This window comes from Gloeobacter kilaueensis JS1 (genome assembly GCF_000484535.1).
GTDB lineage: Bacteria > Cyanobacteriota > Cyanobacteriia > Gloeobacterales > Gloeobacteraceae > Gloeobacter > Gloeobacter kilaueensis.
In genome coordinates this window covers 3935345-3948752 of record NC_022600.1, presented here as the reverse complement: position 1 = coordinate 3948752, position 13408 = coordinate 3935345, and the positions used below count along the sequence as shown (strand labels likewise).

General features: G+C 59.0%; 11 protein-coding genes and 1 pseudogene. 9 read left to right on the top strand and 3 right to left on the bottom strand.

The genetic code is table 11. From position 1 onward, the window contains the following. Nucleotides 1-28: 28 nt before the first annotated feature. From GKIL_RS18225 to GKIL_RS24985, 6 genes are all read left to right on the top strand, one after another. Nucleotides 29-418 (top strand): sulfite exporter TauE/SafE family protein, encoded by a 390-nt coding sequence (locus GKIL_RS18225; RefSeq protein WP_023175290.1) that lies wholly within the window; start codon nucleotides 29-31, stop codon nucleotides 416-418. Between the two features lie 27 nt (nucleotides 419-445). Next, nucleotides 446-1033, top strand: coding sequence for a TolB family protein (locus GKIL_RS23860; protein ID WP_187293838.1), 588 nt, complete (start codon nucleotides 446-448; stop codon nucleotides 1031-1033). Nucleotides 1034-1054: 21 nt separating this feature from the next. Beyond that, nucleotides 1055-1558, top strand: coding sequence for a helix-turn-helix domain-containing protein (locus tag GKIL_RS18215; RefSeq protein ID WP_023173029.1), 504 nt, complete (start codon nucleotides 1055-1057; stop codon nucleotides 1556-1558). A gap of 23 nt (nucleotides 1559-1581) precedes the next feature. Continuing rightward, nucleotides 1582-2265, top strand: coding sequence for a transposase (locus GKIL_RS18210; RefSeq protein ID WP_223173771.1), 684 nt, complete (start codon nucleotides 1582-1584; stop codon nucleotides 2263-2265). 126 nt (nucleotides 2266-2391) lie between these two features. Then, on the top strand, nucleotides 2392-3750 hold the full coding sequence (locus GKIL_RS18205) for a S9 family peptidase (protein ID WP_023175288.1): 1359 nt from the start codon (nucleotides 2392-2394) through the stop codon (nucleotides 3748-3750). 395 nt (nucleotides 3751-4145) lie between these two features. Continuing rightward, the gene (locus GKIL_RS24985) at nucleotides 4146-4820 is read left to right on the top strand and encodes a hypothetical protein (protein WP_023175286.1); all 675 of its coding nucleotides are present in this window, start codon (nucleotides 4146-4148) and stop codon (nucleotides 4818-4820) included. A 19-nt stretch (nucleotides 4821-4839) separates the two neighbouring features. Here GKIL_RS24985 and GKIL_RS18195 read toward each other — a convergent pair whose 3' ends face one another. The 3 genes from GKIL_RS18195 to GKIL_RS18185 are packed head-to-tail and all read right to left on the bottom strand — an operon-like array spanning nucleotide 4840 to nucleotide 8362. Then, on the bottom strand, nucleotides 4840-7011 hold the full coding sequence (locus tag GKIL_RS18195; protein ID WP_223173787.1) for a prolyl oligopeptidase family serine peptidase: 2172 nt from the start codon (nucleotides 7009-7011) through the stop codon (nucleotides 4840-4842). A gap of 44 nt (nucleotides 7012-7055) precedes the next feature. After that, complete coding sequence (ubiE, locus tag GKIL_RS18190; RefSeq protein ID WP_023175284.1) at nucleotides 7056-7736, bottom strand: bifunctional demethylmenaquinone methyltransferase/2-methoxy-6-polyprenyl-1,4-benzoquinol methylase UbiE; 681 nt, start codon at nucleotides 7734-7736, stop codon at nucleotides 7056-7058. Further along, nucleotides 7736-8362: a molybdenum cofactor guanylyltransferase gene (locus tag GKIL_RS18185; RefSeq protein ID WP_041245002.1), complete on the bottom strand. Its 627-nt coding sequence runs from the start codon at nucleotides 8360-8362 to the stop codon at nucleotides 7736-7738. Before GKIL_RS18185 ends, ubiE begins: the two co-directional genes overlap by 1 nt. 204 nt (nucleotides 8363-8566) lie before the next feature. On the opposite strand from GKIL_RS18185, the pseudogene GKIL_RS25955 reads away from it, so the two are divergent. The 3 genes and pseudogenes from GKIL_RS25955 to GKIL_RS24980 all read left to right on the top strand — a co-directional run bounded on the left by GKIL_RS25955 (nucleotide 8567) and on the right by GKIL_RS24980 (nucleotide 13269). Further along, nucleotides 8567-9197 (top strand): annotated as a pseudogene (locus GKIL_RS25955) (Uma2 family endonuclease). 74 nt (nucleotides 9198-9271) lie between these two features. Further along, the gene (locus tag GKIL_RS18175; protein WP_023175282.1) at nucleotides 9272-12118 is read left to right on the top strand and encodes a M14 family metallopeptidase; all 2847 of its coding nucleotides are present in this window, start codon (nucleotides 9272-9274) and stop codon (nucleotides 12116-12118) included. Nucleotides 12119-12435: 317 nt separating this feature from the next. Next, entirely contained in the window at nucleotides 12436-13269 is an 834-nt protein-coding gene (locus tag GKIL_RS24980) for a hypothetical protein (protein ID WP_023175281.1), read from the top strand. Nucleotides 13270-13408: the final 139 nt, after the last annotated feature.

Here is a 13408-nt window from a genome sequence, read left to right as displayed (position 1 = left end):
CGCCAGCGCAGTGCATAATTAATTGCGCATGTACAAAGTGGGTGAAACTTTGAGCAGTCTGCAGATAGTCTCCCTCGCCGGGCTGGGGCTGGTGGCCGGGGTGCTGGCGGGCATGTTCGGCATCGGCGGTGGGGCGATCATGGTCCCGGCGATGATGTTCATCGTCGGCTTTGGCACCAAGATGGCCACCGGCACGTCTCTTGCGGCTCTGCTGCTCCCCTTCGGTCTTTTTGGCGTGCTCGAGTACTACAAAAATGGCCAGGTCAATATCCCGGCGGCTCTGCTCCTGGTAGTGGGGCTGACGGTGGGCAGCTTCTTCGGTGCCCGCCTCACCCTGGCTTTGCCCGATATCGTCGTCAAGCGCGCCTTCGGCATCTTTTTAATCGTTATTGCCCTGCGCTATCTCACCACCCGCTAGCACTGGGCTGGTACTGCTATGCCTTCGTTGAAGCGATTTGCCTTTCTACTGTTGTCCCTGATTCTGGTAAGGGTTGGGAATAGCCCTTTTTCGGTCGCTGCCCAAACTGCAGGGACATGGACGCCCAGCGATCCTTCCTCGGTTGTAAGTCAGACCAAACCAGACCAACGTTTCTTCAACCTCGCGCAGTTGTACTTGAGTCGCTATCTAGGCGAAGCTGTCTGGTCGCCGGATGGCCGCTCGGTTGCTTTTATTACCAATATTTCAGGCAGAGAAAATCTGTGGACAGTCGGGATCGCAGGTGGCTGGCCACAGCAGTTAACCGTGTCCGACCAGCGCCAGACCAGCCCCGCCTGGTCACCGGATCGTAACTTCATCGTGTACGCCTCCGACCGGGATGGCGACGAAGTATTCGATCTGTTCCTGTATTCGATTTCAACGGGACAGGCCATCAATTTGACTGCTACACCTGGCATCTCGGAGGAGACGGCGATCTGGTCGCCGGATGGAAGAACTATCGCCTACAACGTCAAACCGAAGACCTCTTCCACCTACGAAATCGATTTGATGGATGTATCTAGTGCAGGTGGGCTGAGTCAGTCTGGTAGTTTGTAGGCAGGATTTCGGTAACCACTCATGCCTGGACCCAAACCACCCGCTCTGGTGCTTGCTGAAGATGTCCGCTCAGCTCTGCAGAAATTCTCAACCAAACACAGCACCCCCCAACAGCTAGCCTGGAGAGCCAAACTCATTCTTGGTTGCGCCGACGGCCTCAATAACTCCCAGGTGGCACACGCTCACGACACGGACCCCGATGCCGTGCGCTTTTGGCGCAGCCGCTGGCTGGCTGTTGCGGCCATCCCACTGCCAGATCTCAGCATTGAGGAGCGACTGGCCGATGCCCCCAGAGCAGGCAAGAAGTCTGCTATTAGCCCGGAGCAGTTTTGTCAGATTGTCGCTCTAGCGTGTGAAGCGCCAGAAAAATCAGGCCGCCCGATTACTCAGTGGTCTGGCAGCGAAATCGCCAAAGAAATCGTGGCCCGTGGCATCCTGCCTTCAATTTCGCCGCGTCATGCCTTGCGCCTACTCAAAAAGGGGATCTCCAACCCCACCGCGTCCGGGGCTGGCTCACCGCGCTAAAAGACGAGAACTTTGAACCTAAAGTGCAGCACATCTGCGCACTTTACCAACAGGCACCCGCCCTGCAAGCGGCGGGAGAAGTAGTTTTCAGCAGTGATGAAATGACCGCAGTGCAAGCACTGGAGCGTCTGCATCCAGACAAGCCAATGCGGCCAGGAGCGCCTGAGAAGCAGGAGTTTGAGTACATTCGTCACGGCACGCTGTCTCTGATTATTCATCGGGAGGTGGCCAGTGGCCAACTTGTCGCGCCGTTTGCCGCTCCCACCCGTGCAGAAGAAGACTTCGCTCTTTCTTTGGTGCTGGCGATGGGCACCCGTCCTGAGGCTGTGCGCTGGCACTTTGTGGTGGACAATCTCAACATTCATCAGTCTGAGTTGCTGGTGCGGTTAGTCGCTGCTGTGGAGGGTAGCTCTGAGAAGTTGGGGCGCAAAGGCAAAAGCGGCATCCTCAAGTCGATGGCCAGCCGACAGGCATACCTGAGCGATCCGAAGCACCGAGTTGTTTTGCACTACACACCCAAACATGCCTCCTGGCTCAATCAAGTCGAGATGTGGCTATCGATCTTGGCACGCAAAGTGCTCAGGCGTAGCTCGTTCCGCTCAGTTGAGGAGTTGCGCGAGCGGGTGTGGGCCTTTATTGAGTATTACAACCTGGAATGGGCGAAGCCGTTCAAGTGGACCCACCAGGGCAAGCCTTTGCAGGTATGAACTACCAGCTCTTTTCAGCCCATCTGCACTAGCCGCAAAACTCGTCATCTCACCAGCGGCACGCCTGCGAATCAAGTTGTCTTCAGACCTTACTGGTCGCCCAACGGTCAATTTATTGCCTACGCTGTGGGCGATTATACCGGTACGAAGTTTACTGCTATTTACGTCTCCGATGTCGCAACGGGCCAGCGTAAAAGACTCACCCCCCCTTGCGCTGAATGCGTCTACCAGATCGGTGGCTGGTCGCCGGATGGTAAACAACTTTCGATCACCTCCAACGCCCTGAATGGATACAACAATGTGGCTCTCCTTGGCGTGGATGATGGGCAGTTACAATGGTTGACCCGGCAAGACTGGGATGCGCTGGCGGGAGGTTTTTCACCGGATGGGCAGTTCGTCGCGCTGACCATCAACGAAGATGGCAGCGGTGATGGTTATCTGTACGACCTGCGCTCCAAAAAATTGGACAAACTTCCCCTGCCGCCTGGGGTGAATGATCTACCGGGATCGAAGTGGACTGACGTTACCGCCTCGGCTTTCTCCCCCGACGGAGAGTATCTCATGTTCTACCACAATGGTCCGCAATCCCCAGAGAATGTGTGGGTGTACGATCTGGAGCACCAGCGAGCAAGCCAGCTTACCTATTCTCTAGTTGGGGCTGTGCGCTCAGAGGACATGGTGGAGCCCACGCTTGTTCATTTTCCCAGCGCAGATGGCAAGTGGAAACTGTCGGCCTACGTTTACGTTCCCCATAACCTCCAGCGCGATCGCACCCATCCTGCGATTGTCTATGTTCACGGTGGTCCTAACTATCAGTACCGCAACCAGTTCGGACGCACGGTGCAGTATTTGGTGAATCAGGGGTATGTTCTGATCGTTCCGAACTACCGTGGCTCGACGGGTTACGGTAGCCGCTTTCACGACGCGAATCGCTTCGATCTGGGCGGCGGTGATCTGCGCGATGTCGTCTCCGCTGCCCAGTGGATATCCCAGACAGGCTACGTCAATCCCAAAAAACTGGTACTGATGGGCGGTAGCTACGGCGGGTATCTGACGATGATGGGCCTGACCAAATATCCCAATCTTTGGGCAGCCGGCGTGGCAGAAGTTCCCTTTGTCAACTGGTTTTCGTTCAAGAAGGGCACCGATCCGGCAATTTGGGAGTACTTTGCTCTGAAGATGGGCGACCCCGTGCGCAATCGGAATCTGTGGAGCGATAGATCGCCCATCAACTTCCTGAGCAGAATGAAAGCTCCCCTGCTGCTGATTTCTGGCGGCAAGGATCCCCGTGCCCCTGTCGGCGAACTGCGACAGGTGGTTGCAGCAGGAAGGAAATTACGGTTGCCTATCGAGTGGAAGGTGTATGAGAACGAAGGGCATCAGACGACTCGAGTCGAGAATGTCGTAGACACTTATACGCGCATCGCTGCGTTTATCAAGCGCTACAGCCCGTCGCCCTCTTCCCAGAGTGCTTCTGCACGATGACACGGACACACTATTGCTAGAAGCGTCTTAAACTTTATTCTCGTTAATATCTTGGCTAAAAAAGCATAAGGCTCTGGGCTGGAGTGTTGCGAGCAGACTTTCTGGTGCTGCTCATTCTATTCAAGAGCTTCAATCGCCTTTTTGGGTACTTCTAACAAATGTCCCCCACCCCTCCACACCCCCCCTGCCCCCCGCTCTCCTCCCCTGCCCCCGCTGGGCAGGGAAGAAGAGGGGGGGTTCACTGTAACTGGGCTGCAGGGGGGATGGGTGAAGTTAGTTTCAGACTTGTCTGACTTCCCTTCACTGTTGGGAAGGGGGTTGGGGGATTAGATCTTCCAGTTCCTTAGTAAGCCCAACGAGCATCTACAATAGTCGAACGAGTTGAGGACGCTCCTATGCGCATCCTGCGCCGTCCGATAGCCAGAGTACTGCTTGTTTCTGCCGGGCTTACTGCTCTTGCAACCGGGGGCTGGATTGCTTCTCGACACCTGTCGAGGGTTTGGGGCGAATACCAGGCCCGACACACGCCGCTGGTCCGCTCCCTCGCAGACTGGCAGGTTCTGGCTCCTGGGCAGCGGGCATTCGTCGAGGGACGACTTGACACAGAAAGTAATGGGTCTACCAGGTACAGAACACCTGAGCGGCAGCCGCTCGTCATCTGGTGGCAAAGTAAAGGTATTTCTACCTCTAGAGAACGCCATGCTTTGCAGCACCTCGCTGTTCACCTGCAGGGTGGCACTGTCAGCATGGGCAACAGCGACTACCGTACCAACCTGGATACAGGGGGGCCTATCGAGCCTGAAAACGCAGCGGGTGTAAGCGAAGGGATCGGGCGAGGGCAGACAGTGCTGCTTATCGGAACGCCACAGGAGGACGGACAGGGCAAGCCTCACCTGATTGCCCGTTTTCTATACGTCGGCGACTATGAAACTTATATGGAAGGTATCAGCAACGGTAGCGATGAAGTTGCACTGTGGCTGTGGACCGGATTGGCAGTAGCAATTTTGGGGCTGTTGTGCCTGATAGCAGCTACAGGATGGACGCGCAGAGCCGGCAGCTTTCAACAGTAGACATCTTCTCGCTATCTGCTCAGGGCTTGGCGGGCGGTCGAACGATCGGCACCGGTTTTGGGGTGATGTAGAGCTGGTCGAACAAAAAGGCGTAGATGTCGGCCTGCTGGGCAATCTGCTCGCTCAGGGCAGTCCCCTGGCCGTGGCCGCTGCTGGCGCTGGTTCTCAGGAGCACCGGATAGCCCGAGCCGCTCGCCGCCTGCAGTCTGGCGGTCATCTTGCGGGAATTGGCCGGGTTGACCCGTCCATCGTTGTCGCCGGTCAAAAACAGCGCCGCCGGATAGGCTGAGCTATCGACGACGTGGTGATAGGGCGAGTAGGCGTAGAGGGCTTTGAACTGCTCGGGGTCTTTGACGCTGCCAAATTCGGTGACGTTAAAAGCGCCGTTTGGATCGCGCTCAACTCGGAGCATGTCGTAGATGCCCACCGAAGAGATTACCGCCCGGAACAGTTCCGGATGCTGGGTGAGGGCCGCTCCCATCAGCAGGCCGCCGTTACTGCCGCCTCGAATCGCCAGCCGAAAAGGCTGGGTGTAGCGGCTGGTGACGAGGTAGCGGGCGGCGGCATAAAAATCGTCGAAGACGTTTTGCTTGCGGGTCAGGTTGCCCGCCTGGTGCCACTCTTCGCCGTACTCGCCGCCGCCGCGCAGGTTGGCGACGACGTAGATGCCGCCCCGGTCGAACCAGACCCGCCGGGAAGCGTCGAAGTTGGGTCTGAGGCTAATGGCGTAGCCGCCGTAGCCGTAGAGAATGGCCGGGTTGTTGCCGTCTAAGGGTGTGCCCTTGCGGCGGAGGATGTTGACGGGCACCTTTGTGCCGTCTTTGGAGGTGGCAAATTCGCGCACCACCTCGATGTCGTTGAAGCTGGCCGGAGAAGTCTTGACCAGCGCTGTACGTACCAGCAGATTTGTCTGGGGACGATAGCGGTACCAGGCGGGCGGACGGGTGAAGGACTGGTTGCGCAGCAGCAATTCGTCGCCGCCGGTGGGCACCACCTGATCGACGGCGCTCACGGGTGGCAGGGGCAACTTCGCGATAAATTTGCCGCTCAGATCGAATGTGCGCACCTGGGAGGGGCCGCCCAACAGATCGAGGGTATAGAGCCTGCCCGCCGTCGGCACCACCCGCTCGATCACCGCCTCCGAGGCCGGGATCACCGCTTGGGCACCGGCAAGTTGCGGCTTGTCGAGGGGCACCCGCAGCACCCTGCCGGTGGGAGCATCCTTGTGGGAGAGCAGCCAGAGGCCACCGTCGCGGCCAATCGCCGCCTGGACAACCTGCTCTTCGAAGCGGCTCACCTGCTGCCAATCGCCGCTGGGGCCGAGCAGGTAGTGGGCAAATTCGCCGCCGTCGCCATTCGCTACCGAGGCGAGCACGTAACGGCCATCGTCACTTGTCGTCAGTGCCGTCTCGGCGATGCGGGGAAACGCTTTGCCGAGGGCGTAGGTATCGGCACTGGCCGGGGTGCCGAGTTTGTGAAAGTAAATCTGCTGGTAGAAGTTGACGTCTTCTTTGGGCCGCTCGTCGCCCTGGGGATAGCGGGTGTACCAGAAGCCGGTGCTGTCGCTGTTCCAGGCGACGCTGCCGCCGCCGGTCGGGTACTGGGCGCGGGGAATGCGATCGGGCAACTCCTTGCCGGTTTCGGTCTCGTAGACGTGCAGCGTGCCGTCCTCGCTGCCATTTTGTGAGAGCGAAACGGCGACCAGCCGCCCATCGCGCGAAGGCACAAAAAAGTCGATCGCTGTCGTGCCGCCGGTATTGAGAGTATTTGGATCGATGATCGAGCGGGCGGTAGCGGGTGCGTCAGCAGAAGTAAGAGCAATCAGTAGCGGCTGTTCTTTGGGCGGCTGGGTGAGCAGGGCAAAGAGTTTGCCGTCTTTGTATTCGAGGTTGCGGTAGTCGGGCGAGGGGGTACTTAAAAGTTCCTGCAGGCGCTTGTAGAGCTTCTGACGCTCGGGCAGGCCATCAAGAAAGGTGCGGGCGTAACGGTTCTGGGCATCGCTCCAGGCCCGCACGGCTGGATCGCTGCTGTCTTCGAGCCAGCGATAATTGTCCTCGACGCGCACCCCCTGGTACTCGTCGGTGACAGGCCGCCTGGGCGTCTCGGGCGGGGCGGGCAGGGCGGCAGCCACCGGCAGGGCCACCAGCAAACTCAGCAGGGCGTTCAACAGTGGACGCGGACGCCAGTTCAAGAGCAACCTCACTGTCGCAGCAAAAATTGTGCCCATGTTAACAGTTAGCCGGCAACCAGGACGCCGACCGCTCCACCGACGAGTGGATAGTGGCGAGCCTGTTTGAAACCAGCGGCAAGGGCCAGCGCCTCCTGCTCTTCGCCACTCACGAAGCGTTCGAGGCTGGGGGCGATGTAGGCGTACTCCGCCGTCAGTCCCATTTCCCGACCGAGGTCTGTGACGCGCTCGCTGAGGTACCACTGCTGAAATGCGCGCCACCGCTCGTCTGCAGGCCGGTGCAGATCGAGGATGACTGCCCGCCCACCGGCTTTGAGCACCCGGCGCATCTGCTGCAGGCAGGCAGGAATATCGACGACGTTGCGCAGTCCAAAGCTCTGGGTAATCGCATCGAAGCTGCCGCCCGCAAAGGGCAGAGCGAGCGCGTCCGCCTCCATCCACTGCACGCGGCCCTGCCGGTCCCGGCGACGGGCCTGCTCCAGTTGGGCAGCGGCAAAATCGACGCCGTACACCTGGCCTTTTGGGCCAACCCGGCGGGCCAGAAGCAGTGCCAGATCCCCGGTGCCGCAGCACAGATCGAGGGCCGTACCGCCTGCGGGACACTCCGTCCAGGCCACCGCCATCTTCTTCCAGACCCGGTGCAGGCCAAAGCTCATCTGGTCATTGAGCCGGTCGTACACCGGCGCAATTGCATTAAAGATCCGCAAAATCTCGCTGCGCTCGCTCATCAGGACAGGGCGTGTTCTTCACTCGTCTTTGTGACCCTGGCCAGATCCTCGGGGGTATTGCAGTTGAGGAGCATTTCCTGCTCGGAGCACACCAGCTCAAAAACCGGCACCTGCTCAAGCCAACCTTGAAACGAGCGGCCTCCCTGGCCCAAAAACTGTACCGCCGAGGTAAAGCAGCGCTTGTGATAAAAACCGCACAGCGCCTCCCATCCTTTATCCGATCTGGGCAGCGCCGCCAGGGTCGAGTGGGGCAATTGCGCGAGCGAACGGTACCACCGGTTGAGCACCGCCGGTTGCAGAGCAGGCAGATCGCAGGCTAAAAGCAGCAGCCACTCCGATTGAATGTGGGGCAGCGCCTGCAAGAAGGCGACGAATGGCCCCTCCGCGTAGTGATCTTCGATCCAGCGACACTCAGACAGTGACTCGCGGTACCGCTCCGGCAGGGGCGCTATTCCCCAGACAGGCACCGCCGCCCCCAGGGCTGCACGGGCCGCATCCCGCACTCGCCGGATCATCGGTGTGCCCTCGACATCGATCAGAGCCTTGTCCTGGCCCATGCGCGAACTCTGACCACCCGCCAGAATCAAGACGGCGACGGGGCTGCTCTGCGAAGGGGAACTTTGCAAATCCAATGTGTTGCCTCGTATACCAGGCTCACGATAGCGCCAATTCTGGCCATTTGGCGCTTGCGTGAAGTTGTGCAACCAAATTGAATTTCATCCCAATTGATCTGTAGCTTCCGTCCTTCTACTCCATCTTCGGGTGCGGACCCCTCGGTGGCAGGTGCATGGCTCAGTAGAATAAGGCTATTCCAGGTACTGTGATGCAACGTGCTGATCCAGCCACCTCTAAGACAAACTGGCGAAAAGCGACTGACGTTCCGCAACCTCGATTGGCCCAGCTTCAAGCAGGTACAGACGCTGCTCGCTCAGAAGGCTCGTGCCCGGTTCAGCTACTGCAAGGGGGTCCTGGAAATTACGATGCCTCTGGAAACCCACGAACGGTTCGCCCGACTGATCGAGCGATTTATCGTGATTCTGGTGGTAGAACTGGGTCTGAAGATCAAGACCATGGGCTCAATCACCCTGGACCGGGAGGATTCTGCTCAGAAGTGCCGAACCTGACAACGGCTACTACATCCAGAACTACGCCCAGGTGTTCGATCACAACATCGATCTGGCTGTGGACCCGGCTCCGGATCTAGTGGTGGAAGTGGACATCACCCCCACCGACCTCAACAAGAACGAACTTTACGCTGGCCTGGGTGTACCCGAGTTCTGGCGCTTCAACGGCCAGCAGTGGCAAATTCTGGTGCTGGTGGACGGCCAGTACCAGGAACAGGAGCGTTCTCCCACATTTGCGCTGGTGGCAAAGTCGGACCTGTACGAATTTTTGGAAACCGCCCTGCTGGATGAAGTGACCGCCGAGAGCCGTCTGCGGAACTGGCTGCGGGCACAGTAAATGGTTCTAGTGGACTACCAACGAGCCAGCGTTGCCGGTAGGATGCGACAGGGCAACCGACAGGGAGCAAAGCGATGGTAGGTTGGTTCAAAAAAATTGGGGCTGGTGGGTTCACGGCGAGTCTGTTGCTCATCGGCTCGGCGGCAGGGGCACAGCCGCTGGCGCTGGCAGTGGGCCCAAAGGTGACGAGCCCGAAGGCATTTTTTGGTCACAACATCGGCGACGATTATTTTCTGGCCAACTACACCCAGGCGGATGCGTACTGGCGCAAGCTCGATGGCGAGTCGGACCGGATGAAGCTGGTGTCGATCGGTAAGAGCGCCGAGGGCCGCGAGCAGTGGATGGCGATCATCACTTCGCCCGAGAACCAGCGCAAGCTGCAAAAGTATAAGGATATTGCCCGCCGACTGGCACTGGCGGAGAACCTGAGCGATGCCCAGGCAAAGGCGCTGGCGGCGGAGGGCAAGGCGGTGGTCTGGATCGACGGTGGCCTGCACGCGAATGAAGTCTCCGGTTCGCACCAGCTCATCGAACTTATCTACCAGATGGTGAGCGGGGAGGATCCGGAGACGCGGCGCATCCTGAACGATGTGATCTTACTTGCCGTCCAGGCCAACCCCGACGGCCAGGAACTGGTCGCCGACTGGTACATGCGCAAGAGCGATGAGACCAGACGCGCCTACAACGACCTGCCGCGCCTGTACGAAAAGTACGCGGGCCACGACAACAACCGCGACTCGTTTATGAACAACCTGCCGGAGACTGCCAACATGAGCCGGGTGCTCTTTCGGGAGTGGTATCCGCAGATCATGTACAACCACCACCAGACCGGCCCGGCAGGAACGGTGCTCTTTGCGCCCCCTTTTCGCGACCCGTTCAACTACGTCTACGATCCGCTCATTCCCCTCAGCCTCGATCTGGTGGGCGGGGCGATGCACACCCGCTTCGCTTCGGAGGGCAAACCGGGGGCGACGATGACCGAGGGTGCCGGGTTTTCGACCTGGTTCAACGGCGGGCTGCGCACGACGACGTACTTTCACAACATGATTGGCCTGCTCACCGAGATCGGCGGCAGTCCGACGCCGGGCGAGATCGCATTTGTACCCGATCGCCAGTTGCCCAACGCTACCCTGCCCTACCCGGTGCCGCCCCAGAAGTGGCACTTCCGCCAGACGATCGACTACGAGATGACCGCCAATCGGGCTGTACTCGACATCGCCTCGCGCTATCGGGAGATGTTTTTGTACAACATCTACCAGATGGGCCGCAATGCGATTGCGAAGGGCAACACCGATAGCTGGACCACCTATCCGGGCCGCCTTGATCAGGTGAAAGCGGCGATTGCCCGCGACCTGCCACCGCCACCGTCGGAGGAACTGAGCGGGGTGGGAGCAGGCTACTTCAGCAAGGGCTATCCGCTCAAGTACTACGAGATGCTCCACAAACCCGAGTGGCGCGACCCACGGGGCTACATCCTGAGCGCCGATCAGCCGGACTTTCTCACCGCCACCAAGTTCGTCAACGCCCTGATCAAAACCGGGATCACGGTCCACCAGGCCACCGCCCCCTTCAGCGTCGGCAGCCGGAGCTATCCGGCGGGTTCCTATGTGATCAAGACTGCCCAGGCGTTTCGGCCCCACGTACTCGACATGTTCGAGCCGCAGGACCACCCGAACGACTTTCTCTATCCAGGCGGCCCACCCAAGCCGCCCTACGACAACGCCGGATGGACGCTCGCCTACCAGATGGGCATCCAGTACGATCGCGTACTCGAAGGCTTTGACGGTCCATTTGTAAAGGTGAACGATCTGTTACCGCCCCCGGCTGGGAAGGTGAGTGGTCCGGTGGAGGCCACTGGATTCGTCTTCAGCCACCAGCTGAACGATTCCTTCGTCGCGATTAACGAACTGCTGGCGGCGGGCGAAGCGGTCTACTGGCTTAAAGGGCCCTGGCAGATAGGCGAGAAGCTCTATCCGGCAGGCAGCTTCTACGTTGCAGGGGGGATAGCGACCCGCGCCCGGCTGCAGGATCTGGCCCGGCGGGTGGGGGTGTCCTTCGAGGGGATTCAGGTTGAACCGCCGCCTGCCACTTTCAGGCTCAAACCTCTGCGCATCGGCCTCTGGGACCGCTACGGCGGCTCGATGAGTTCCGGCTGGATTCGCTGGATCTTTGAGCAGTACAAATTTCCCTACCAGCGGGTCTACGCTCAGGAGCTGGATGCGGGCAATCTGAGGGGCAAGTACGACGTGCTGGTTTTTCCGGACGGAGCGATCCCGATGGCGGACAAGGGCGAAGGCGATCTGGAGAGCCGCTACCTGCGCCAGCCACCGGCTGAGGAGGTGCCGGAGGAGTACCGGCCCACCCTGGGCAGGCTCACCGTCGCCAAAACCGTGCCCCAGTTGCGCGACTTTCTAGAAAAAGGCGGCACTATTCTAACTATCGGCAGCTCGACAAACCTCGGATACCACCTGGGGCTGCCGATCGAAAATGCCCTGGTCGAGCAAAAAGGGGACGGCAGCCCAAAACCGCTTCCGACGAGCAAGTTCTACCTTCCAGGGTCGATCCTGCAGGCGACGGTCGATAACAGCCTGCCCATCGCCCAGGGTCTGCCCCAGCAGGTGGACGTCTTCTTCAACAACAGCCCGGCCTTTCGCCTCAAACCGGGCGCGAGTGGCTCCCTTCTGCCGGTAGCCCGCTATACAAGTGCCCAACCCCTGCGCAGCGGTTGGGCCTGGGGACAGCAGTATCTCAAAGACACAGTGGCGATTATCGAAGCGCCAGTTGGTCGGGGCAAATTGCTCCTGTTCGGTCCTGAGATCGTCAATCGCGCCCAGCCCCACGGCACCTTCAAATTTCTCTTCAATGGTCTGTACTCTGGCACAGCAGGCCCGGCTGCGCTGGGGGCAACGATTTCCCCCTGAAGATGACTTGACGCTCCTGATTTGCTGCTGTACTTTCTAAAGTGCAGCCCCTTTCGTGCAGGTACAGCATGGACGAGCAAGAATTTGCCTTCGACGACGAGCAAGACGCCGTTGCTGGCGACTTTGGCGACGAGTAGGACGAACAGCAGTATGAGATTGCCGATGATTTCGAGGGCGAGCAAACAGAAACTGGGGAAGCGTCCTACGAGGACGACCCATCCGTTCAGCCGTTTGAGCAGTTCTATAGCGAAGCCGATGGGTACGGCGAGCAGGCATTCATAGACCAGTCAGGCTTCAGCGACGACGATCGCTATGAGTTGGGACAGGGTACGGATTTTGAGAACCTGGGCGATAGCTACGATGCGAGCTACAACTCAGGACAGGATACCGACTGGCAGAGCTTTAGCGGCTACGACCAGGGCGACGATAGCAACGGTTACGGAGTGGACTTCCAGGACTTGCAGAATACTTCCTGGCCTGAGACGACCGACGGTTACAGCAACAATGGCAGCTTCGATCCTTACGCCCAGGGCGGTGGACAGGACGACTGGGAAAACCCATCGGGCGGATTCCTGTCTGGCTACGGGCAGGATTTGGTCACAGATCCCGCGCTGCTGGGTGGAGTCGCCCAGGGTTTCGGTGATCTGGATTTTGGCTTGCAAGATAGCGACAGCTACGGCAACGACGATGGGCAGACGTCAGCCGCTCAAAACGGTGTAGACGCCTATTCTGGCACCTACATGCCCGAGGGCTACGGGATGCCAGAAGGCGTCAATGGCTTCTTCAATGCTGAACTAGACGGCTACGGGACACTACCGCCAGGCGCACTGGCGATGGGTGGTTCCGACCCGACAACTCCTGGCAATGGGGCGGGAGCACTCGGTGGCCCGGTAAAGCCAACCAACTCACCAACAAACAATGGAACGCCCAGAAATCCAGAGACAGAAAGTGGCTCAGTTGATATAAAAGTTCGGCAGAATCCTGAAGGGGGAGGCAGCTTTTCTGGCGAGTATTGTCAGAGCGAGAAAGGTGGAAGTACCTCTGTAAGCGCTCAGTTGGATATAAATGAGCGCGGACAAGTGGGAGGTGAAATTCATTACAAGCATAAATATGGCGGGGCACCTACAGGACAAAATAACTGTCAAGAGTAAGGTTTTACCTCTCGACGGGAGAAATTTTTGGCACGGTAGGGCAACTGACTGTCAAGCCTCCACGCAATCTGGAACGAGCTTCCGAAGCATGACTAGCCCCATAGAGAAAGTTGCTCGATGCCTCTACAGTCTCGCTTTG

Excerpts from the sequence above, each read along its gene's own strand:
- GKIL_RS18225 (WP_023175290.1), top strand. The coding sequence starts at position 29 with ATGTACAAAGTGGGTGAAACTTTGAGCAGTCTGCAGATAGTCTCCCTC.
- GKIL_RS18215 (WP_023173029.1), top strand. The coding sequence starts at position 1,055 with ATGCCTGGACCCAAACCACCCGCTCTGGTGCTTGCTGAAGATGTCCGC.
- GKIL_RS24985 (WP_023175286.1), top strand. The coding sequence starts at position 4,146 with ATGCGCATCCTGCGCCGTCCGATAGCCAGAGTACTGCTTGTTTCTGCC.
- ubiE (WP_023175284.1), bottom strand. The coding sequence starts at position 7,736 with ATGAGCGAGCGCAGCGAGATTTTGCGGATCTTTAATGCAATTGCGCCG.
- GKIL_RS18175 (WP_023175282.1), top strand. The coding sequence starts at position 9,272 with ATGGTAGGTTGGTTCAAAAAAATTGGGGCTGGTGGGTTCACGGCGAGT.